23 protein-coding genes, 1 pseudogene and 1 riboswitch are annotated in these 21785 nt (G+C 36.5%); of the genes and pseudogenes, 4 read left to right on the top strand and 20 right to left on the bottom strand.

The window, feature by feature from the left end; genetic code table 11:
• Nucleotides 1–168 precede the first annotated feature (168 nt).
• Nucleotides 169–801 (bottom strand): DUF2179 domain-containing protein, encoded by a 633-nt coding sequence (locus MHI02_RS04230; protein ID WP_341165680.1) that lies wholly within the window; start codon nucleotides 799–801, stop codon nucleotides 169–171.
• A gap of 122 nt (nucleotides 802–923) precedes the next feature.
• On the opposite strand from MHI02_RS04230, the gene MHI02_RS04225 reads away from it, so the two are divergent.
• Nucleotides 924–1358, top strand: a complete 435-nt coding sequence (locus tag MHI02_RS04225; RefSeq protein WP_047185494.1) for an Hsp20/alpha crystallin family protein — start codon at nucleotides 924–926, stop codon at nucleotides 1356–1358.
• 394 nt (nucleotides 1359–1752) lie between these two features.
• Here MHI02_RS04225 and MHI02_RS04220 read toward each other — a convergent pair whose 3' ends face one another.
• Nucleotides 1753–2289, bottom strand: a complete 537-nt coding sequence (locus MHI02_RS04220; protein WP_047185495.1) for a 3-alpha domain-containing protein — start codon at nucleotides 2287–2289, stop codon at nucleotides 1753–1755.
• A gap of 126 nt (nucleotides 2290–2415) precedes the next feature.
• On the opposite strand from MHI02_RS04220, the gene msrA reads away from it, so the two are divergent.
• Entirely contained in the window at nucleotides 2416–2940 is a 525-nt protein-coding gene (gene msrA / locus MHI02_RS04215) for a peptide-methionine (S)-S-oxide reductase MsrA (protein ID WP_370447404.1), read from the top strand.
• Between the two features lie 692 nt (nucleotides 2941–3632).
• On the opposite strand, the gene MHI02_RS04210 is transcribed toward msrA, so the two are convergent.
• The 14 genes from MHI02_RS04210 to MHI02_RS04145 all read right to left on the bottom strand — a co-directional run bounded on the left by MHI02_RS04210 (nucleotide 3633) and on the right by MHI02_RS04145 (nucleotide 15320).
• Entirely contained in the window at nucleotides 3633–4694 is a 1062-nt protein-coding gene (locus MHI02_RS04210; RefSeq protein WP_341165679.1) for an NAD(P)H-dependent flavin oxidoreductase, read from the bottom strand.
• 69 nt (nucleotides 4695–4763) lie between these two features.
• Nucleotides 4764–5468 (bottom strand): gamma-glutamyl-gamma-aminobutyrate hydrolase family protein, encoded by a 705-nt coding sequence (locus tag MHI02_RS04205; protein ID WP_341165678.1) that lies wholly within the window; start codon nucleotides 5466–5468, stop codon nucleotides 4764–4766.
• A 151-nt stretch (nucleotides 5469–5619) separates the two neighbouring features.
• Nucleotides 5620–7317: a methyl-accepting chemotaxis protein gene (locus tag MHI02_RS04200; protein WP_341165677.1), complete on the bottom strand. Its 1698-nt coding sequence runs from the start codon at nucleotides 7315–7317 to the stop codon at nucleotides 5620–5622.
• Nucleotides 7318–7463: 146 nt separating this feature from the next.
• Nucleotides 7464–8768 (bottom strand): NCS2 family permease, encoded by a 1305-nt coding sequence (locus tag MHI02_RS04195; RefSeq protein ID WP_204797917.1) that lies wholly within the window; start codon nucleotides 8766–8768, stop codon nucleotides 7464–7466.
• 91 nt (nucleotides 8769–8859) lie between these two features.
• Nucleotides 8860–8961, bottom strand: a riboswitch (purine riboswitch).
• Between the two features lie 145 nt (nucleotides 8962–9106).
• On the bottom strand, nucleotides 9107–9508 hold the full coding sequence (locus tag MHI02_RS04190; protein ID WP_047185501.1) for a cupin domain-containing protein: 402 nt from the start codon (nucleotides 9506–9508) through the stop codon (nucleotides 9107–9109).
• Nucleotides 9509–9547: 39 nt separating this feature from the next.
• A complete protein-coding gene (locus tag MHI02_RS04185; protein WP_341166098.1) occupies nucleotides 9548–9850 on the bottom strand; it encodes a dihydrofolate reductase family protein in 303 nt (100 codons plus the stop codon).
• 206 nt (nucleotides 9851–10056) lie between these two features.
• The gene (locus MHI02_RS04180; RefSeq protein ID WP_047186544.1) at nucleotides 10057–11373 is read right to left on the bottom strand and encodes an IS1380 family transposase; all 1317 of its coding nucleotides are present in this window, start codon (nucleotides 11371–11373) and stop codon (nucleotides 10057–10059) included.
• Nucleotides 11374–11490: 117 nt separating this feature from the next.
• Entirely contained in the window at nucleotides 11491–11943 is a 453-nt protein-coding gene (locus MHI02_RS04175) for a hypothetical protein (protein ID WP_341165676.1), read from the bottom strand.
• A gap of 39 nt (nucleotides 11944–11982) precedes the next feature.
• Entirely contained in the window at nucleotides 11983–12300 is a 318-nt protein-coding gene (locus tag MHI02_RS04170; protein ID WP_047185503.1) for a carboxymuconolactone decarboxylase family protein, read from the bottom strand.
• A 36-nt stretch (nucleotides 12301–12336) separates the two neighbouring features.
• The gene (locus MHI02_RS04165; RefSeq protein ID WP_047185504.1) at nucleotides 12337–12846 is read right to left on the bottom strand and encodes a flavodoxin; all 510 of its coding nucleotides are present in this window, start codon (nucleotides 12844–12846) and stop codon (nucleotides 12337–12339) included.
• Nucleotides 12847–12941: 95 nt separating this feature from the next.
• Nucleotides 12942–13826 (bottom strand): LysR family transcriptional regulator, encoded by an 885-nt coding sequence (locus tag MHI02_RS04160; protein WP_047185505.1) that lies wholly within the window; start codon nucleotides 13824–13826, stop codon nucleotides 12942–12944.
• 252 nt (nucleotides 13827–14078) lie between these two features.
• Nucleotides 14079–14657, bottom strand: a complete 579-nt coding sequence (locus tag MHI02_RS04155; protein ID WP_204797919.1) for a M15 family metallopeptidase — start codon at nucleotides 14655–14657, stop codon at nucleotides 14079–14081.
• Nucleotides 14658–14858: 201 nt separating this feature from the next.
• Complete coding sequence (locus MHI02_RS04150) at nucleotides 14859–15116, bottom strand: type II toxin-antitoxin system RelE/ParE family toxin (RefSeq protein ID WP_047185507.1); 258 nt, start codon at nucleotides 15114–15116, stop codon at nucleotides 14859–14861.
• Nucleotides 15117–15137: 21 nt separating this feature from the next.
• Nucleotides 15138–15320, bottom strand: a complete 183-nt coding sequence (locus tag MHI02_RS04145) for a hypothetical protein (protein ID WP_047185508.1) — start codon at nucleotides 15318–15320, stop codon at nucleotides 15138–15140.
• Between the two features lie 639 nt (nucleotides 15321–15959).
• Here MHI02_RS04145 and MHI02_RS04140 point away from each other — a divergent pair.
• The gene (locus MHI02_RS04140) at nucleotides 15960–16169 is read left to right on the top strand and encodes a hypothetical protein (RefSeq protein ID WP_060668756.1); all 210 of its coding nucleotides are present in this window, start codon (nucleotides 15960–15962) and stop codon (nucleotides 16167–16169) included.
• A gap of 427 nt (nucleotides 16170–16596) precedes the next feature.
• Here the strand turns inward: MHI02_RS04140 and MHI02_RS04135 are convergent, their stop codons facing one another.
• The 4 genes and pseudogenes from MHI02_RS04135 to MHI02_RS04120 form a co-directional block, all read right to left on the bottom strand.
• Nucleotides 16597–16827: a hypothetical protein gene (locus tag MHI02_RS04135; RefSeq protein ID WP_047185509.1), complete on the bottom strand. Its 231-nt coding sequence runs from the start codon at nucleotides 16825–16827 to the stop codon at nucleotides 16597–16599.
• Nucleotides 16828–17304: 477 nt separating this feature from the next.
• On the bottom strand, nucleotides 17305–18330 hold the full coding sequence (locus tag MHI02_RS04130) for a hypothetical protein (RefSeq protein ID WP_128715712.1): 1026 nt from the start codon (nucleotides 18328–18330) through the stop codon (nucleotides 17305–17307).
• Nucleotides 18331–18458: 128 nt separating this feature from the next.
• Nucleotides 18459–19577, bottom strand: a complete 1119-nt coding sequence (locus MHI02_RS04125; RefSeq protein ID WP_341165675.1) for a transposase — start codon at nucleotides 19575–19577, stop codon at nucleotides 18459–18461.
• 195 nt (nucleotides 19578–19772) lie between these two features.
• Nucleotides 19773–20303: pseudogene (locus MHI02_RS04120) on the bottom strand (aldo/keto reductase); the annotation flags it as partial.
• Nucleotides 20304–20534: 231 nt separating this feature from the next.
• Between MHI02_RS04120 and MHI02_RS04115 the strand changes: the two are divergent.
• Nucleotides 20535–21764: an IS4 family transposase gene (locus MHI02_RS04115; protein WP_047185988.1), complete on the top strand. Its 1230-nt coding sequence runs from the start codon at nucleotides 20535–20537 to the stop codon at nucleotides 21762–21764.
• Nucleotides 21765–21785: the final 21 nt, after the last annotated feature.

Here is a 21785-nt window from a genome sequence, read left to right as displayed (position 1 = left end):
TTGGTGGCGATCGGGCTCTCATTACGGCGATGAGTTATCTTTTGGCTAAATTTGATAGGGAACGGGCACTCATTGCAGGGATAAGTTGCCACTCATGTTTTTTCCCCATCAAAGATAATAAAATAAACGCTTGAACAGAAATTAATCTTTCCAAGCGTTTAGTGTGTTTCACTTTATTCTACTGTTCTTTTTCAGGCTTAACCTGCACATCTGTATTAGTGGTTGTTGTTTGCTTTTGCTGTGTTGCTTCCTTTTTTTCGGATTAAATAACCTACCTTTGCGAACTTGCTTCACCCAAAATCCACCATGAATTCGCTTCGGTTCATAAGATATAATAAAAGCTTTAGGATCAATTTCTTTAATTACTTCATAAAGTCTTAATTCATATTTTCTTGGGGTTAATATTTGCATCGTTAATCTATCTCCATCCATTCCGTAAGAAGACCAGCTAGTTACACCAAAGCCTTTGTCACGAATTCGTTTCGTAAACTTTAAGTCCGGATTAGATGAAATTACATTTACTGTAATGTAGCCTAATGCCAGTTTTTCCTCTATGATGGATCCAATAATTAAACCAGTACCATATCCAATTGCATAAGCAATGATATTCTGTATTTGATTTAAATTATCTAAAACAAGACCTAACCCAACAATGTACATGACCACTTCAAACATACTAACAAAAGCGGCAATGTATGTACGACCTTTGAGTGTTAATATCATACGTATCGTCATAAGAGAAACATAAACAACATTAACCGCGAAAATGATTGCCACCATTATCAAAGCATTAGTAAGCAATTCACATCCCCCTAACCATTCATTTTATATCGTTAATTCTATATTAAGCCTACCTTTCTAGGCACCTTACCTATACCGTGTGCATACGTTATTAAATATAATATACATTAGGTGGTGTAATGATGGATCCGTTTAAACAAATGTCTGACTGGAAAAAGAACATGGATCATTTCTTTGGTGAAAACTTCTGGAAAGATTTTGAAGGAATGATCAAACCTAATATTCCCCAAATCAATATGTATCAAACGGAAAATGAAATTCTATGCATTGTTAACGTACCTGGATTAAAAGATTTGAACCAAATGGATATCTATGTGAATTATGCTACTTTAGAACTCAAAGGCAGCATTGACTTAGAAAATGCACATGGAACAGTTGTAAAGGAAGAAATTTTACAAGGTGTTTTTGATCGTAAAATAACCCTTCCTTTCCCAGTTCGAGCCGATAAAATTAGTGCAACGTATAAAAATGGTCTTGTCTTTATTCAACTTCATCGTTTTATAGATGAATCGAGCAGACGAAATAAGGTGGAAATCCAACCATTAGAAGATGCATAAGGTTTTGCACTTCAAATACGTGTTCAAAAAGGAGGATGAAAAGGATCGAGGTCGGCTAAAAGCGCAACGTCCTGGGACTCCGATTACTCGTCCCACCGTAAAGATTTGTTGCAACGCCGACACTAGCACGTCCTGTGCGTCGCAGTTCGAGGCGGCGTAGTTTTGAGTACCGGAACGTATGCAATTAATACGCGAGGAACGGAAAAGCAAGCCAACGCACCTTTTTAAAGGAAGGCCGACTAAAAACGGGCTTTGCGCCCAACGTCGGCATACCCCTTTTGCAGGGGCATGTCATTTTCACCGGACTTTTTGAACTACCTTTTAAAAAATGCTTAAGAACCGCGGACTATATACTACCACGGTTCTTGCCATTTCACACGATATTAATTCAAGTTTAAAATCCTCTGACTCTTTTTCGAAGGATACGGCGCCACTGCTCACTTAATAACTCACAGTCACAAAGTTCATCAGCCATTCGCAAATCATGTTTATTGACGAACATAATTTCATTACAAGCAGCAATTGTCCATTCCGGATACGGCCGGTCCAGCAATTCTAAATCTGTTCGTGACTTGATTTTACCTTCTTCTAACACACGAAAATACCAGCCCGTTTGAAAATTCTCCTTCTGCTCTGTCTTCCGTATTTTCCCAGGCTTTGATACTTGAATGACCGCCTCATCCATTCGATACGTATCCCCAATTGAAACCGTAAATTCATCCATCTCCAGTACCGCGAAGTTCTCATCCATCGAACCAATGCTATCAGATCTCTCCTCTTCATCCAATTCCGAATAATACTTAATGGGGTAAGCGAAGATTGCTTCATCTTTTATTTTATTCTTAGAGAAACCCGTTTCTAGTAATCTAAATCTTTTTCTTTTTTCTTTCCTTTCATTGGAAAAGATTTTATAAACATAAGGTTCTTCCATGATTTCACCTTCTTTTTTAGGTATGATATAGTTATTCTATTAGAAAAATCTATCTTAGCCAAGCCTTTGGTATACGAATAGCTACTTAGAAAGCTAGATAGATATGAAGCAGGGGGGAAAATGAAAGTGGAAAAATTTAAAAAGGCAACATTCGCAGGCGGCTGCTTCTGGTGTATGGTTAAACCCTTTGACAGGTGGGATGGAGTTCATCAGATCATCTCCGGTTATACTGGTGGTCACGTGGAGAACCCAACTTATGAACAAGTTAAAAAAGGAGATACCGGTCATTATGAAGCTGTTGAGATCACCTATGATCCTTCTATCATGAGTTATGAAACAATACTTGACCTATATTGGAAGCAAATTGATCCAACAGATGCGGGTGGGCAATTTCAGGATCGTGGTGATCAATATCGTACAGCCATTTTTTACCATGATGACGAACAAAAATTATTAGCTCAAAATTCCAAACAATCACTTGATCTAAGCGGAAAGTTTTCAAAACCTATCGTTACACAAATTCTTCCAGCTGTAGCATTCTATCCAGCAGAAGAATACCATCAGGACTTTTACAAGAAAAATGAAAAGGAATATAAAGAAGATCGCGCTAAGTCGGGTAGAGATGAGTTTATTGAGAAGGTTTGGAATTAGACTTGCGTTACAGATATAAATAGAATTAGAAAATAAGGGATGACACATATTATCATGACTAATTTGTGTTATCCCTTTTATTGCTTAATACTTGAATAAACCTATTACACTAAGGCTTTTGTTCACAAGATTTCTTTGTTTTTGAGATATTTTTTATTTCCAACACCCAATAAGATGACAGCTATAACAAAAAACAACATTCCAATGAAAAATCCTCGACCTGAATCAAGAAATACTAATTCAATGATCATACTAACCCCAGCAAGAATAAAGCTTATTCATTAAACCGTTATAGACCATTAGGAAAATTCCTTTCTTTACATTACCTTGTTTAAAATGGACAAATCCCCATTCAGTAATCTTCTTATTGTAGATATACGCCCTTTTCTCGAACAACGTTTAACCAAAAATCTTAAAGAGAAAAGGTATTGCTATCATCAGAAGTGAGCCTACAATAGTCACAGATATAATTTTAGTTATATGCCTTTTAACTTCCTCTTCCAAAAAAGCACCCCCATAATCTGGCCCAATTTAGGAATAGTATTTATTCAGATAAGCGCCCATAACCTCGCCCTGGATTTTGAACGAGGTTATACGTGTTTGAAGCTATAAAATTAAATAACTTTATTGTCACCTTGGAGTCAAAATTTCTATCATCGATTTGAAGAAACTGTTCAGCTATTAGATTCTATTTAAAAAACACCTTCCATCATTCGATGAATTAATTCCCCTACTGTCTGGCTTTTAGCAAGACGTGGACTTTGACCAGACCAAAGTGACATATATTCCTTGTTTTGTTGCTCTTTTGCTACTTTCCGAATCGGGTTTGTTAAGTAATTTTGAACCGGATATTCAGGAAGATCCTTTTCCTTCTCTTTCATCTCTTGGATAAATTGATTCTTTAATCCTCTTGCCGCTTTTCCAGAAAAGGAACGGGTTAAGGTTGTTTCATCTTCTGACGCATTTAAAATCGCTTCCTTATGGAGCTCATTCGCGCCGCTTTCCTTACACGTTAAAAATGCAGTTCCCATTTGAACGGCTTTTGCTCCTAGAAACATCGCAGCCCTTAACCCCCGACTATCCATTATTCCACCAGCAGCAACTACGGGAATATCTACTGCATCCGCTACCTGAGGAACAAGTGACATCGTTCCAACGGCACCATCCTCTGACTCATTTAAAAATGAGCCTCGATGCCCCCCAGCCTCATAGCCTTGCGCAACGACGACATCCATTCCCAACTCTTCTATTAGAATTGCTTCTTTTACTGTAGTAGCGGTCCCCACTAAAATTATATCTTTATTTTTTAACTGTTGAATCGTTTCTTTAGATGGCACCCCAAAAGTGAAAGAACAAATCGGGACATTTTCCTCTATGATTACTTCCAGTTGTTTTTCATATTTTTGCTGGATACATTTAGGTGTAGGGATTTCTAAAAGCATGTTTTCATCAATCGATAACGTATTATAGATTGATTCTAATGATTTTTTTGACCCTTCAATCGTTTCCTCGGTGACATGAAAGTCATTAGGTACAAAGACGTTTACACCAAAGTTGTTTTCAGTTTTCTGTTTAATTTCATGAATACATGTTCTTAAGTTTCCCGGACTCATATATCCAGCACCAATCATTCCTAAAGCCCCATGATTCGAAACCGCAGATACTAATTCAGAAGTAGTAATTCCACCGGCCATCGGTGCTTGAATAATCGGATAGGTAATATCAAATAGTTCGGCCACTTTATTTCGCAGCATCGTTACACCTCATTTTAAGAATATAAGTTATTTAATATATTCTCTATTCATAAGGAAAAATCCTTTTTCTTACAAGCAATTACATGCCGAAATAAAGTTTTTATATATATTCATGGACACTTCATCCTTCATGGATTCCGGATGCCATTGGACCCCTAGTACAAAGGAGTGGTGTTTACTTTCTATCGCTTCAATTACCCCATCATTCGCTACTCCACTTATTTGAAATTCCTGTGGGACAGAGCGATTAGCTTGATGATGAAAACTATTTACTTTTATTTTTTCTTTATTCGTTATTTGATGAAGCAGAGAGGTTTTTCGCACGTTGACAAAATGTGACCCGTGATCACGTGGGGAGTTTTGGGTATGCTGCAGGACATGATCATTTATTTGTGCGTAAATATCTTGGTACATATCTCCACCTGCTGCAAGATTTATTATTTGGCTTCCTCTACATATGCCAAGAATCGGTTTATCCATGGATAGCATTTTCTTCGTTAATTCTATTTCAAAAAAATCACGTTCGGGGATAATGGTTCCAAGTTTTTGATGTGGTTCTTCCCCAAATAAAGTTGGATCAATATCATATCCGCCGGTTGCATATAATCCATCGATTCGTTTAGCAATTTGTTCTATATCTGTATTTTGTGATAAAAACGGAAGAATCACTGGAATACCACCAGCGTTTATTATTGCCTTTATGTTATCGTTTTTCGTCATATAATAAGAACGGTCCACTTCCATCGAACATGTCACACCAATGAATGGCTTCAAATGGAATTCCTCCTTCCTATCGCTGATTCCATCATGATACTTACATTAAAGCATTGATCCTTTGGTGTATTTTATACAACTATTTATGAAATGTGTTTGCTTTTTAAAAACCGGAAACTCCACGATGGAATTTCCGGCTTAATCAGCAACACTATAATTTAAATTTACTCACAATCTTATTCAATTCATTGGATAAATCAACAAGATGTGTAGATCGATCGGCTGTTTCCTCGATGGATGCCGTAGTTTCTTCTGAGGCTGCAGAAACACCTTGTGCATTTGATGCCATAGATTCATTCGTCTGTTCTAGTCGTTTAACTTGTTGAATCATAGTTTCAGATGTTGTCGCTTCTTCATGTGTTAGTTCGGACAATCCGCTAATTTCCTCAGCAATATTCAGAACTGCAGTTTGAATATTTTCAAGAGCTTCTCCTGTTTCTATAACTGACTTTTCACCAGCTTCTACATTTTTATGATTATCCTCAATCGTTTCAACTGTACCGACAATATTAGAGGTAATCTTGGAAATGACCTTTTCAACTCCGGAAGCTTCCTTGTTTGACTGTTCCGCTAACTTTCTAATTTCATTAGCAACAACAGCGAATCCCCTGCCTTGTTCACCTGCTCGAGCAGCTTCAATGGCAGCATTTAACGCCAAAAGATTCGTCTGTTCGGCAATTCTTGTAATCGTTTCAGTAATTTGTTGAATCTCATTTGTATAGGCGTTTAATTCTTCTATTGCTTGTTTTGTATCAGAAGAAGAACGTTTAATCGTGTTCATTTGTTCTACAATTTCATTTACCTTCTGAATTCCTGTTTTCGCTGTTTCCATTGTGGATTCTGCACTTTTCACACTTACGTCTGCTTTTTCTCTTGATGATTGAATTAACTCGGCCAAATCCATTAATGAATTTGAAACATCTGTTGTCATGTCTGCCCCTTCTGAAGTACCAGCAGCAATTTCCTCCATGTTCTGTGAAACATGGCTAAGCGCCATCTTTATCTCTTGCATGGATATAGAAGTGTCATTTGCATTACTAGATAAATTATGTGATGCCTCTTTTATCGTAACGATGATTTCTCTTAAATTATCAGACATATAATCTAAATTACGAGCTAGGTCGCCAACTTCATCCTTACTATTTACATTTACTTCTTTCTTCGTAATATCACCATTTGCGATTTTGTTGGTTTGTTCAATTAGACTTGAAATAGGTTTCGTTTTCTTTCTAATTAAATAAATCGTAATAGCAGCTGCTAGCAATAGAGGAATCATTCCAACTAGAATGCCTTCTTTCACCACATCCCAAGTACGATCTGTAACAATATTCGCATCAAAATCTATGACGCTAATAGCGACCAACTCTTTCGTAGAATCATGATCTTCAAAAATAGGAGCATATCCAGAAATTCTTTCAATCCCACCATATTCGTAAATCTCTGAATATGTAGAATGCTTCGTTTCCTTTAATGTTTTTATAGCTTCTTCATCCATTGGAAAGCTATCCCCAATTTGAAAGCCATCTGCTTTTAAATTGTCATCTAATGCTAGTATTTTACCATCTAAACTAAGAATATAATGACTTTCAAAAATATCCTTATGATCCACTGTCCAATTTAGCGTTTCACCAATTTCGTTGTTTCGATTTTCATTTTTCAAATCTTCAATATCATCTGTCGTCAAAAGTCCAGTTGTGATGTTCGCACAGCCATAAGCTTCAATTCCAGCTGCTTTGTAGAGACTGTTATAAGCAGTTCTATATGTAGTAAAACCATTAATAATAACAGTAGCTATAATGACACCTAGTATAATAATTCCTAAGTTCCATGTTAGCGATTTCCTTTTCATAGCTTACCACCCCCAACATATAATACCATAATATGACAAAAAGCACCGTGACTTTAGTCACAAAAAGAATAATAAAAAAGAGCTAGGACTTAAACAAAAAGTCCCAACTCTTTTTGAAATTTTCTAACTCCAGCACTTTTCTTCATTTAACTCAAGAAGATAAAGTACAAGACAAACACAACGAAAAGAAAGTACATGATTGGGTGGATTTCCTTCGCGCGTCCTTTTACAATCATGGTAATTGGATAGAAAATAAATCCAACCGCAATTCCTGTTGCGATACTATATGTTAATGGCATCATGAGAACAACAAAGAATGCAGGTACAGCAATCTCGAATTTATCCCATTCAATTTGTTTCAATTGATTTGCCATCATCACACCGACAATAATTAATGCTGGCGCCGTTACCTCCGTAGTGATAATCCCAAGTAATGGGGAAAAGAATAATGCTAATATAAAGAATCCTGCCGCTACGACTGCGGTGAATCCTGTTCTACCACCAACTCCAACTCCTGCTGTAGATTCAACAAAGGAGGTTGTTGTTGAAGTACCAACGACAGATCCTACAACAGTCGCAGTTGAATCAGCAAATAACGCTTTGCCTGCACGAGGAAGTTTATTATCCTTTACTAATCCTGCTTGAGTAGCAACAGCCATTAACGTTCCCGCTGTATCAAAGAAATCAACGAATAAGAAAGTTAAAATAACAACAAGCATTTCAATTGTAAAGATATCACCAAAATGAGTGAATGCTTGACCAAATGTAGGGGCTATACTTGGAACGGCACCTACAATATCACCGATCCCTCTTGGAATTGGAACTAAACCAAAGATCATTCCTACAATAGCTGTAATAATCATTCCATAAAATATTCCAGCGCGAATCCCTTTCGTTAAAAGAATAACAGAAACAACGAGCCCAAAAATAGTTAATAATACGGTTGGTGATGTGATGTCTCCAATAGCTAGAAACGTTGCTTCATCAGCTACTACAATCTCTGATTTTGTTAGACCAATAAAAGCAATGAACAAACCAATACCGGCCCCAACAGCCATCTTCAAGTTATGAGGAATCGCGTTAATGATGATTTCACGAAGTCCTGTCAACGTTAAAACAATAAATATAAGTCCTGAAGCTAATACTCCTGACAATGCAGTTTCCCAAGGAATTCCATAACCTAAAACAACCGTATAAGCAAAAAATGCATTTAATCCCATCCCTGGTGCGAGAACTACTGGATACTTTGCAATAATCCCCATAAGTAAAGTACCGACTGCAGCAGCCACAGCAGTAGCAACAAAAACAGCCCCCTGATCCATGCCCGCATCAGATAGCACCGACGGGTTAACAAATAATATATACGCCATCGCTAGAAATGTCGTTAAACCGGCTGTAAACTCTGTTCTATAACTAGTGCCAAGTTTTTCAAATTGAAAGTACTCTTTCATTCCTTTTCCTCCTCATCGCTTTTTCAAAAATAAAAAACACCCATGTTACCAACAAGAGTGCTACGGCAGAAAAAAGGCAATGAAAGATCCTTTCATCCCAATATCTCTGCGTAGTCAAACTATTTACGGTAGTTTAGTAGAAACTCTTGGGCCATATCCCCGAGATTATACGCGTTTTTATTTAATTTACAGTATTATATTACTAATAACGTGGACTTATGTCAATAGAAGTCGAACGTTGTTTTTAAATATTAGTATATTGTTCGAATTTAAAAAAGCCAGCGAAGATATGCTTTTCACTGGTTTTCCTATGTTTATCTATCATTTTAACAATCAAATTAAAGTTTATTATACTCCTCATCCGACACTGCTTCTAACCATTCGTTAGAAGCACCTTCCGCTGGGACTTCAATGGCAAGATGTGTAAACCAGCTGTCTTTTGTTGCTCCATGCCAATGTTTTACTTCCGGTGCGATGTGTACAACATCGCCTGCTTTCAATTTTTGTGCAGGTTTTCCCCACTCTTGATAGTAACCTTCTCCAGCTGTGACAAGTAGGATTTGCCCACCTTTGTGGTGAATATGCCAATTATTTCGGCAAGCAGGTTCAAACGTTACATTTCCAACAGTCACCCCGGAAGTTGAAAGCATATTTAAGTAACTTTGTCCGATAAAATACTGTGCAAACTGTTCATTCTTTTCTCCGATTGGAAATATTGTATCGTGATTTTCATTACTCATATTATCTCTCCATTCTTTCATTTAAGATTGATAAGTCTTTTATTTATAATTAACTAGGTATCTTAACCAAACGCAGCCATCCTCTTTTGCTTCTACATCTTTTAATGAAAAACTTACCGGCGTATCATCGGATAAGCCTTCTTTTGTTTCAAAAAGTGATGGAGCATCGGCTGATCCATCTGCTGAAGGGCTGATTACGATGCTCACTTCATCACAAAGCCCCGCTTGGATAAATGACCAGTTAAGGACACCGCCGCCTCCTAACATCAAGTTATCAATATGAAATAACTCTTTTAGTTTTTGCACTACGACATTATAGTCAAGCTTATCTTTCCCAGCGATAATATAAGATCCTTAATTATTCATACTTCCATGTGCCTAAGTAAACAAGGTTCAAATTCTATATTTTTTCAAATTATAAATATAGTTAAGCCCAAAATAACCATAAATTTGAGGAACGCAACTTTAAATACCAAAAAATGGCCATTTTTGGGCAGACTACCCCCTTGGGCTTACCATACTTTTAAAAAAATAGGTATTTGTATGTTTTATTCCAGTTTTAGTGCTTGAATTCGTTGAAGAACCTTCCAAAAGAACTTTTGGTACACAAAACTAGAGGACAATTTAAAGTAAAGGGAACGCCCAGATTTTACCAACTTACTAGCGACTTTAATAATTCTTGTGCGAATGGTATCGATTTGCATTGTCTTTTGTCCTTCTGGAAAGCAAAGTGTTCGAAGCCAGTTTGTTAGGTTATACGCTAACAAACTTAACATCATCTTTGCTTCATTTACTTGGAAGGAGTGGCTGTTCATTTTATCCAAATAAAAGCCATTTTTTGCTTCATCAATAAAGGTTTCCATCGTACCTCTTTTTTGGTAGGTATGAACGATATCCTTTGGTGTAAATGCATCGACCAGATTTGTGACGAAGAATGAATGAGTGAAAAATAGTTCTCCTGCTGGTCGAACGGATTGAATGATTATTCTTCTTGATTTAAACCATGATTTTGCTTGATAGTCAATTTCCTCATAATAGTGCTCTGACTTTGTTGCATCTGATGGCGCTGTTGCAGGGTGTAATTCATCTGCCATTCGCTGTAAAACAGCGTTAGACTTTAAACGAATGACATAATAAACAGATTCACGTTCACATAAGTCATACAAGGCTGGGACGGCAAAACCACTATCTGCACGTAAGAACGGTATTGTTTCTGGAAATTCTTCATTGTAATGTGTGATAAGGGGTTCTACAAAGTCCACAACACCATTGGAAGTATAGACATTTCCAGGGCGCAACTGTGCCTTTAAAAAGTCACGGGTTATCCCGTCAAATGCAACTAATGGATGAAATCCAACTGTACCATAATGGGTATTGTAAGCCGCAGACTCTTGTTTGCCATAGGTATCAGCATGAGTGGAATCTAGGTCAATAATGAGTGCCTTTGACTTTCTGAATTCATGAACCTTATCCAAGAGTGCTTGATTGGCTTGATTTAATTGTTCAATGGATTCTTTATCAAACCGTGTATAAAACCGTGATAAACTTGGTTGAGAAGCTAAAGCATCCGTTTCAATAACTTTTGTGAACACAGGGTCTTGAGTCAATTGATCCGCATCGTCATCTTCCGCATATCCAGCAATGATTTGGTAAATCTTTTGGCGGAGTAGTTCTTCATTCGAATGGTAATGGTATTTTCTTTCGTCATTTAAGTGAAGGTATTCAGCAATAGTCTTTAAGAATCCAATTTTCCTATCAAATTCTTTAAAGATGAATTCACCCGTATCGGAGGAAAGGGAACCTCCATCATTTGACAATTTAATTTGACGATTGAAATCTAGTGTTAATTGCGGTAAAGTAGCCATTATAAGAATCCTTTCTGTGGTTATTTTGTGGTGATTTAACTTTAACAGAAATGGATTCTTTTTTCATTTATTTGATGCATGACTAAATTAGCTGGATTCCTTGGTAGATATGCATTTTTAGGCGCTCAAGGATTTTTTATGAATAATTAAGGAAGATATATTTAACTTTCGGAGCATTGCTTTATATTCATTGCTCGCCTTTTTTGTCAATACTTCCAAGACATGTGCTTTTGTATCTTGATATTTTAATACATTGCTTGTCCAGCCAAGTTTGCCAGAAGGATCCACAGATACATAGTATTTATCTAAGTCAGTATCTACGACAAAATCGCCTTCAGGAACAGTTGGTGCATCCTTGTCTAAATCAGGCTTTTGATACTTGGTAAAATTATCATCCGTTGTGGTACGTCCAGACAACCAACCTTGATGACGATAATGCGGATTTTCTCCAAAAGCAAGATCATAAAACAATTTCCCACTTTTTTTGCCTTCTGGGGTTCCCATAAATTTCCTGATTATTTTCCCATCAACGGATACTTCCATATGACAAAAGATGTAAGGTCTATTCATTCTACCTCTCCTCTTTATTCCAATTATTTTATCTTTTAATTATTCCCCATAAATTTCTTTCGCAATATTAAAAGCGGACCATGCTTTTGGCCATCCCGTATAAAAGGCTAAATGCGTAATTATTTCTGAGATTTCTTCTTTTGTTACGCCATTTTGTTTGGCAATCTTCATATGTGCTTCCAATTGCGGGAATGCGCCTTGCGTTAATAAACTGGAGCAGGTAATCATACTACGGTCACGAGGGGATAATTCTTTTTCTCTTGACCATACCTCTCCAAATAATACATCATCGTTCAGTTCTGCAAATTTGGGTGCGAATTCACCTAATTGATTACGACCGGCTGTTTGTTTTGCCATACTTTTTCCTCCTTCTTTTATGAAAAATATCTTTTTTTAACCAATATGTGATATCCAATGCATCACGGCCCTATCTGCCTTGGCAACCTTCGATCCATGAATAGCTAATCCTTGTTTGATAGTGGAGTTAGGGCAGCTTTCCCGCAAATCATCCATGCTAGTGCCTAATGCACTACCTTCATGCGTGCAAAAAGGATATAGTATCTTTCCAGACAGATCATAATCTTCTAGAAAGCTGGCAATAACCATTGGATATGTTCCGCACCAATTAGGGTACCCAATAATGATTTCCTTAAATTTCGATAAATCAAAGGTCCCTAATTTGTATTTAGGTCTTGCTTGTTTTGCCTTTTCCGTTTTCGCACAATCTACCGTTTCCTGATAGTTCTCGGGGTATTCGTTTATAGGTGTAATTTCAATTGCATCCATATTTAATTGTGCTGCAATTTTATTTGCAATCATGGCGGTATTTCCCATATCCACACTACGGATTTCACCATTCATCATATTTTCATGCTTACGAGAAAAATATAGGACAATTGGCAATGAATCACCTGCTTCTTAAACATGTAATAATTTTTTCTATAAATATATGATACATCGCGATGTGTCGCCCGGCTAATGCTTATCGGAAAACAGGTTCATGCTTCAAAGGCATTCTTCATTCTCCGTATAAATTCATTGACTACCGGGGAAAAGGAACGATTCTTCTTCCATGCAACCACGCACTCTGTTTCAATTGTTGGATAGAGCGGAACAAAGGTAAGATTCTTAACATGTCGACTCATTACTGACCCTTCAATCGTTAATGCCGATCCCACTCTGTTTTCCACTAAAGAAAAAACATTAAATATCAAATTATAGGTTCCTACAATGTTCATCTGTTCAATAGAGACATTCATCCAATCCGCAATCATCTTCTGTACTTCTTTTCTTGCGGAACAAAGCAAAGGAACTCCAATCAAATCTTCCGGTACCATTTTCTTTTTCTGCGCTAAAAAAGATTCATTAGAAACCAAAAGACCCCATTTTTCCGTTCTGGGTAAGATAATTCGTTCATACTTGTCTGTCGGTATCGGTTCAAGTAGAACGGCAAGGTCAATCAATCCTTTATCTAACTTCTCTGTGATGTCATCGCTCGTCCCACTAAAGATATGAAAGGTTACTTGTGGATAATCACGAACCATTTCTCCTAACATCATCGCTAACGTATCCGAGTTATCTGCCTCTACACAACCAATCGAAATATGTCCACTAAATAATTGTTTTTTCTGATCCATAAATGCTTGTTCTGTTTGATCGGTAAGCGAGAGAATCTCTTGTGCTCGATCTTTTAAAAAAACACCAGCTTCCGTCAAAGTCATTTGTTTATTTTCTCTATAAAATAGCTCCGTCCCCAGCTCCTCTTCCAACTCTCTTAATTGTCGACTTAAGGTAGGTTGGGTGATGTGCAAAAGTTCCGCAGCTCTGGAAATGCTTCCTTCTTCAGCAATTGTCCAAAAGTATCTTAGTACCCTTATTTCCATTGTCACTACTCCCTGATTTTCAATAATACCTGGATAAGTATGATACCTTACCATGTGATATGGTATCGTCTTGTCACTATACTACCTAGATTACGCTCTAAGACAAGTTCAATACGAAATAATCATCATGGAAACATTTATTAAAAAATTACCTCAAATAATAGAAAGAGCTCTAAAGTTTGGGGTACAACTCAATTCTGGATTGTACTTTAAAACATCAAACAAGAAAAAGCGCGTGAATAATTTTTCTATTCAAGCGCCCTCCTCCGTATTTTTATCATAAGCTGGTCTTTTCCCATTTTGAAGCTGGTTAATGCTAAGACCAAAATCCATTTGCAGGTGAGCGTAGTCGGGAAAATTCCCCCAGTCACCGCCCCATTCAAATCCAAGATCCTTTGCAAGGTCAGCTACTTCCAGCCAATCTGATTTTCTATTGTTATTGCCGTCATATTGTGTATCCCAGGTGATCACGCCATTTTCTTGTCTTATGGCATAATCAATCGCAAGGCCATAGTTGTGATAAGATTCACCACCCCTTGCATTTGTTACAATATTACCGCTTGTCGTCCGCCCCTGTGCATATAATTCATTTTGCTCATCAATGGAGCGGGTTCCAACTGTAATAACTACATCTATATTTATAGCATCCGCCTGTTCCAGCAGTATATTTTTGTTTTTTTCAACTACTGGATGCAGTTCGCTTGGAATCGGCGCATCATCTCCCAAATCAATATATCTTTCATCCATTTTGTTGTTATAGGCAATCATTAGGGTAATTAGAACCGGGGTGACCATTATCCATGAAAGAAGTATATTTCTCAAGCGTTTCATGTAATTATTCCCCTCTTGAAAATTTGCTAACTATACTATATAGCTTAGAGTGCACTTTAGAGCAAATCAAATACAAAATGGGTGCTGTCTGTCAAAAAAGCACCCCGAACATTAGATTCAAATTCTAACATTTGAGGTGCTATCCACGTTAAAGATTATTTCACATCATAACCATAATCCATGGTCACGATGTTATTCATTCTATCCCAATTCTGGTAACTCTCTAGCGCTATGAAGAACACGGGCAACTTCCATCACATTATCCTTTATTCTATAAATTATCCGATAATTATTGAATACCTTCTCTTTAATTAATTCATTATTTAATTCGGGTACAATTCTACCTGAGTATGGGAATAAGGCCATTGTTTCAACAGAATCAATAATTCTAGATACAAATAATCTGGCATTCTCTTCGGAGTCCATGGAGATATAAGAAATGATATCCTCAAAAATCACTAACGGCTAATTTTGACCATCTTATTTCAGCCATTTAGCAAACTTTTCCTTCACTTCATCATGAGAATAATATTCTCCATCGTTAAGTTGGTTCAACCCTTTTTCAATCTTCTCTTTAACAGAAAGTTCCTTAATAATATCCTCTAAAGTTACATCATTAGGTAGGTCTTTAATAATTTTTATAACTTCTTCTTTTGTATTCATTCAACTACCTCCTAACTTTTATTCATAATTATAAACCAAAGCCGTTTCATTATCATTAGTTGACTAAAAGGTTTCATCTTATCTTATAATTAGTTATTAACGATTAATGTTCTAACTTAGGATTAAATATTACACCAGTTAGTGTTATTTTCTTCTCTTGTCTTACACGGGAAAAATCTTTATCGGATTCTTGATTCAGGCCGCGTGCAGGATGCTCCTAAAAAAGATGCAGTTCATCGATTCCTCAATAATCCCAGATACAACTGGCGAAAGTTTCTTACGTTGTTAAGTAGGAATGTGATCGTGACGAAACTTAGAGTGCACTTTAAAGCAAATTAAATCACAAAATAGGGGCGTAAAAAGGTTGCTGTTCTATCAAAAAAAGCAGTACGATACCATTTTAGGAGGTACTAGTTGTGGAGTTATTAAAATGTACATACGGTTACATAAATAACTTTTTAATTGAGGAAAAAATGAAAAATACTGGGTTACCATAATCAATACAGTGGTTTATTACATATTGCTTTCATCTTGTTTACCATCTTCTTTTAGAATAAACTCAATCGTTTCATCATCTTTCTTTTTATGCTCCTCTGTATACTCAGCCCAATGAATATTGCTCCACAAGCAGCGTCAATTATGCTGATCTTGAATAGTTCTTTTGTACAAATTGGGTTTGCACTAGGGTCAGGCCTAGGAGGTGTAGTAGTTAATTTAGCTGATATCCATTCGATTATTTGGGTCTCATTATTATCAGTATGTGTAGCTACAATTATAGGATTATTCTCCTTTAAGCAACCATCTAAAGTATCGAAAGAGAAGCAGCAGCAAGCACCTTTACGGTCGTGATTATATCTTACGTAAACGTTGGAAAGTAAAAATGAACGCTGTTTGATTTAAACCCCTTAAGTTGGACAATAAAAAGTCTAACTTAGGGGGTTTTTTAGTGGTGCTAGACCTGTTATGATAGTAGCTGTTTTAATCATAGCTTCGCATTTTCGTTTATATTTTGTTCTAATTTCTGTTTGGCTTGATAAATATTCATAAAACACCTATTTCTGTTTAAACTTTGCAAGGATTTTAGCTTCGGTTGGATTTTTTGGTCGAATACGTCCTCGATTCAAATTTTGCCGTTTTATTTGAGTGGTTATCCGATTAACAGTTTTTTTATATTGATTGGAATTCCGAAGAACTCTTGATTCAAGGTCTTTTAATGTTAGAGTGTTCATATTTACATCACTCTAACCTTTTTTATACCCTTTCATTAAAGAAAAAACTACTCATATTCAACTATAGTTAACCATTGACCATCTGGACCAATGGTTACATGAGGAACCTTATTTAATTCGAACATTTTATAAATGTCCAAATTCTTCTTGGTTAATTTACTTAATTGTTCTGATAAATCAGTCTCGGAAAAAATCAGATAATCCATTGTAGTGGATCGTAAATAAAATTCGAAAATATATCGTTTTTGACTGTCTTTTACATAACCCAGATAACCCATTTCCCTTGGAAAAACTCGTGGTAACGGAAATTTATTAACTTCAATAAAGTCAATCGAAAGTTCATTTAATAGTTCTTGTTCATATTCAGGAATAATCGCATAGATATAACAATCTTGCTCGTATAAGTTGTTGATTATCCTAATAAACTCCTGTTCATCAATTTTTTCATCGAGTAATATTTCCTTTTTTTCGGAATGCTTCTCATATCCAAATCACCCTTTTTTATAATTATACAATTAGACTCGAAATGTTTCCTTTAACTAAGAACCAGTTAACGCAATAATAAAACAATAAAATAGTAAATGTTTCATCTGTAATTAATATAACGTTATTGCACTATACTGCCCGTTAATTTAAGTGAAGCCCTACACAAATCATACTTTTATAATTACTCTTTAATTTTATTCCAGAAGAAAACACTATCCCAGGGAAAAGTCTAAACTCCCTATAAGATAGTGTTCATTGTCTTTCCTATATCACTCATCCACCGTAACTGTTAGGGTTTGCCTAATCACTTTCGAATCATTTTCAGTATCAACATAATCGCCTGCCAAATTCTGTCCACTTTCTCCATATGCTTCTGTGACAAGCGAACCATTATTACTATGGGATGGATCCATGGTAATAATAATTTCGTATTCAGTTAGATTTTTAATTCGACTGTCTTTTTCTGGATCCTCAATATATAGGACTGCGGAGCCATCCGGATTTATATAGCTATAGCCCTGTATTCCCGATGTAATGTAATTGGGAATGTGGGCCCTTGCTTGGATAAACGTTCCATCTATAATATTACTATTTAGTTTTACTACCACATAATCTTCTTGCTTCTCTATTTCTGGCTCCATCCATACTGCTGCTTCCCCATAATTATCCGGTATATCCCAGCTCGGTTCCGTAATTGCAAATGTCTGTTCACCTTCATCTAGTGTGACTGTTTTCTGGAAAGATGCTTTTTGATAGGTTTCGCCTGAATCCGTATAATTTCGTACAAAGCTTCCACTAAGCTCGTTTAAATAATGATTTTTTATTTCCTCACTCTGATTTGCAGGCTCAAATTTCACCTCAATATGTACTACTCCTTCCACTTTTTCTGGAAGACTCGATTCCAATTCAAATTCCCCGTTTTCTTTAACCAGTGTTTGATCACTTGTTCCAATTAATACTCCATCCTCTGAGTTAATGATAAGGATAAGTCTTGATTCAGGTAATAGATTTGTCGTTCCTTTGACGGAAACACCCTTATTTGCAACATGGATATCCCCTTCAAGCGCTACTTCCAAATCACCCTGGTCTTTTGGAGCTTGATTCACTTCAAAGGAAACTTCCTCCGCACTAGCTGTTGAATCTTCTTCAGTTTTTGATCCTGACTCTTCTTGTGTACTCGCATTGTTTTGATTTTCCGTTTCCCCTTGTTTTTCATCTTCACTGTTACCACATGCAGCTAAAAATAGAATCATTAGTGCTAAAAACATCATTAATAATCGGTTGCGCCTGACCACTAAACTGCCCCCTTAAATTTAGTGACATCCTCTCGGCATTAAAATACCGAGCTTCCAAAGTGGAAACCTCTTAAAAGGAGGCGGAAGCGGTTCACTAGGGTGGGAGCTTGTCTCACGACTGTTCCGTGTTACCCCGCCAAGCTTGTGCTACGTGCAATATTATTTGCAGCATTCAAATCAGCATGACACGTATAATTACATTTTACGCAGTGGAATTTAATACCATTGCGATTTTTCCTTTCTGCATGACCGCAACATCCGCAAAATTGGCTTGTTTGATAAGGGTTAATATCCACAACTGGAATATTGTATTTCGCAGCCTTTTCTTTGATGAACTGTTTTAATTGATAGAAAGACCACGAATGAATGGTTTTATCTGCTCTTTTTATGCTACGGCATGTTTTTCGAATGTCATCTAATGCTTCTGTTTTTATAATTGGGTTATCAAATTGCAGGGCGAAATCCACTATACCTTTGGCTAATTTTCGGTTATAATCTTTCATCCATTGTCTTTCCTTTCTACCTATACGTTTTATGACGCGCAGCGCCTTTGCTTTACCTAACGAACGTCGTATGGAACGAAAATGACGTCGCATATAACCGACTTCTTTACCAGAGAAAAATTGTCTTTTACCACTAAGGGGTTCAGAAACGACCGCAATATGTCGCAACCCTAAGTCCACACCAATAGATGTAGACCTTTGTCGTTTCATGTTTTCAAAGATGCGTTTATGTTTCTTTTCAAAGTCTAGTTCTGAACTTATTTGTATTGGAATCGCCACATACCAATATTTCCCTTTACGTAACAATTCCATGGTTCCACGAAACCCTTTCATTTTTTGCGTTAAAAACGGAAAAAACGTTTGTACATCTTTTGTTTCTACTACTGGTAGTACCTTTTTCCCCATATTAGAGGTAAATGCAATATACCATCTTCCTTTTTTCTCTATGGAATTCCAGTTTTGATTATTTATTTTCACACCAAGTGATTTTTTGAAAACTGGAATAGTAGTTGCTCGCCCCTTTTTATAATCAGAAATTGCCTTTTTCGCTCGACGAATAGCCTCATTTCTTATAGCGGATTTAAGGTTGAATGGTACGTTTTTTGAAGAAATTTTTTCTCCATTTTGTAGGCGTTCTACACAATGATTTACGCAATCAGAAAACTCCGTTTGCTCATATATAAATTGTTTATGCTTTTTCTTTGTTGGCTTTTTGAGTTTAACTAAGATAGTTTTCGTAGCCATTTTTTCACCTCCATATGGAATATTTTACCAAACATACGTTCGATTATCAACCTAAAAAGGCTTGCATAATAAAGTTGTTCAAAAAATAAACTTGGCATTCATCCCCTCATTAAAATAAGGGGCGTTCTGCCAAGCTCGTAAAAAAATAGAGTAGAAAATTCTACTCTTAACATTCCATTCATCATTTAGGCCTACTTAGCACAATGCAAGTGGCTCACTAACTCTTGGTTCTGGATAAACGGAATCTATTTTTGCAAGATCCTCTTCCGTAAGCTGAATATCTGCAGCTTTTACGTTATTGATAACATGTTCCGTATTACTAGATTGTGGAATGGCGATGGTCTGCCCATTACGAATACACCATGCTAATAGGAGTTGAAAAACATCTGCGTTATACTTTTTCGCAATATCTAGTAACACTTTTTGTTTCGTTAGATCGGCACCTAAACGATCTCCTCTTGCTACAGGGGCATATGCCATTAACGGTATATTATTTTCCTTCATCATAGGAACTAAATCAAAATCAATTCCACGATCTCCTAAATTATAACGGACTTGATTCGTGGCACAGTGAGGACCATTGGGTTGTTTTAGTAATTTCTTCATATCATTCACATCAAAATTTGAAACTCCCCAAGCTTTGATTTTCCCCTGCATTTTAGCTTTTTCCATTGCTTCTATTGTTTCTTCGATTGGAATACTGCTTTTCCAATGAAGGAGATAAAGATCTAAATAAACTTTTAGGAGAACATGAAGTTTCCATTAGAACCTTACGTAGAAACCAGTTTAACTAACAAAAAAACACTAGTGTTGCATAAAGTTTTCAGGAAAAAGTCAAGCGAAACCTTTTGTGTCAATATTATTAATAATAGGAATTTTCACTATAAAAATCCATAAAAAAACCTTATAATTAGGGTATAGTAGTCCTGTCCAAATCCCTAACTATAAGGAGCTCACATGGACAATCATACCATAAAAACTGTATTCAAGGAATACATTCATCCATTAGATTCGAAAGTAATACAAAAAATGCTTGATCACGCTCAAATTGATAAATATGTCAAAAAGCTTGATGTACTTACATTTATGAATACATTTATTTATGCGCAGTTGAAGCAACTAGATAACCTTCAGCGGATAAGTGACACGATAAAACGCAAGAAAACTGTCCAAAGATTAGTTGGCATAGAAAGCATTAGTAAATCACAGCTTTCCCGAAAAAATGGGGATATACCATCCGAGATTTTCCAGGTTATCCTACATCATTTAATTCAAAAACTTCACCATATACTTGGACCAAAAACGGCAGGCAAAGCACTTGGAAAGCTTCATCTGATTGATTCATCAACGATTTCGATGTGCCTTAGTCAATATGAATGGGCAGATTTTCGAGATACAAAATCGGGTGTGAAAATGCATACTTCCATTACTTTTTGCGAGGGCATTTCTTACCCAAATGAAGTCATTCTCACACCTGCAAGACCTGCAGATGAAACACAGCTAGATTCATTAATCGTATTAGATAAAAACGTTCTTCATGTATTTGACCGAGGCTATTTCAATTTTAAAAAGTTTGATACCTACTGTGCAGAAGGTATTCGATTTGTCACACGAATTAAAACGAACACGGTCGTACATGTCATCGAGGAATTACCGATTGATTCCTCTTCACCGATCACCCGTCATGCGGTAGTAAAGATCGGAAAGATGAAGAACCCGCTGCAACTCGTTGAAACTGTAGACAGTAAAGGAAATCAGATTCGAATTGTGTGTAATGATGCTAAAGTCAGTGCACAGGAAATGAGTGATCTCTACCGCAACCGCTGGCAGATAGAATTATTTTTCAAATGGGTCAAGCAGCATATGGTTATTAAAAAACTATATGGAAAAAGCGAAAATGCGGTATATAATCAAATCTATTTGGCAATGATTTCTTTCTGTTTAACCCTTTTAATGAAAAACAAAATTGGCTATAAAGGGACCTTGCTGGAAATGTTGCGTTGGATACGGGATTTCTGTTCTCACTCCATCACAACCCTTATCTCTAAAGTATTCAAGGAACCTGAGCGATCATCCCGTGGCCGACGAAGGCTTGATCACGAAAAGGTCTTTCAAGTAACTGTTGCACAATACGAATTAGGAGATGTTTTGCTCTTAGACGATTTAACCTATGACCCGATTATTTAAAAATATTATATAATATTCAAA

Source organism: Oceanobacillus sp. FSL K6-0118 (assembly GCF_038006665.1).
In the GTDB taxonomy this organism is placed as follows: Bacteria; Bacillota; Bacilli; order Bacillales; family Amphibacillaceae; genus Oceanobacillus; species Oceanobacillus caeni.
Note: the sequence above shows the minus strand (reverse complement) of the source record. Positions and strands in the feature narration are given on the sequence as shown.

Coding starts and splice junctions, on each gene's coding strand:
- MHI02_RS04225 (WP_047185494.1), top strand. CDS start 924: ATGGATCCGTTTAAACAAATGTCTGACTGGAAAAAGAACATGGATCAT.
- MHI02_RS04220 (WP_047185495.1), bottom strand. CDS start 2,289: ATGGAAGAACCTTATGTTTATAAAATCTTTTCCAATGAAAGGAAAGAA.
- MHI02_RS04210 (WP_341165679.1), bottom strand. CDS start 4,694: ATGCTGCGAAATAAAGTGGCCGAACTATTTGATATTACCTATCCGATT.
- MHI02_RS04200 (WP_341165677.1), bottom strand. CDS start 7,317: ATGAAAAGGAAATCGCTAACATGGAACTTAGGAATTATTATACTAGGT.
- MHI02_RS04195 (WP_204797917.1), bottom strand. CDS start 8,768: ATGAAAGAGTACTTTCAATTTGAAAAACTTGGCACTAGTTATAGAACA.
- MHI02_RS04190 (WP_047185501.1), bottom strand. CDS start 9,508: ATGAGTAATGAAAATCACGATACAATATTTCCAATCGGAGAAAAGAAT.
- MHI02_RS04180 (WP_047186544.1), bottom strand. CDS start 11,373: ATGGCTACTTTACCGCAATTAACACTAGATTTCAATCGTCAAATTAAA.
- MHI02_RS04175 (WP_341165676.1), bottom strand. CDS start 11,943: ATGAATAGACCTTACATCTTTTGTCATATGGAAGTATCCGTTGATGGG.
- MHI02_RS04170 (WP_047185503.1), bottom strand. CDS start 12,300: ATGGCAAAACAAACAGCCGGTCGTAATCAATTAGGTGAATTCGCACCC.
- MHI02_RS04160 (WP_047185505.1), bottom strand. CDS start 13,826: ATGGAAATAAGGGTACTAAGATACTTTTGGACAATTGCTGAAGAAGGA.
- MHI02_RS04155 (WP_204797919.1), bottom strand. CDS start 14,657: ATGAAACGCTTGAGAAATATACTTCTTTCATGGATAATGGTCACCCCG.
- MHI02_RS04145 (WP_047185508.1), bottom strand. CDS start 15,320: ATGAATACAAAAGAAGAAGTTATAAAAATTATTAAAGACCTACCTAAT.
- MHI02_RS04140 (WP_060668756.1), top strand. CDS start 15,960: ATGCTGATCTTGAATAGTTCTTTTGTACAAATTGGGTTTGCACTAGGG.
- MHI02_RS04135 (WP_047185509.1), bottom strand. CDS start 16,827: ATGGGTTATCTGGGTTATGTAAAAGACAGTCAAAAACGATATATTTTC.
- MHI02_RS04125 (WP_341165675.1), bottom strand. CDS start 19,577: ATGGCTACGAAAACTATCTTAGTTAAACTCAAAAAGCCAACAAAGAAA.
- MHI02_RS04115 (WP_047185988.1), top strand. CDS start 20,535: ATGGACAATCATACCATAAAAACTGTATTCAAGGAATACATTCATCCA.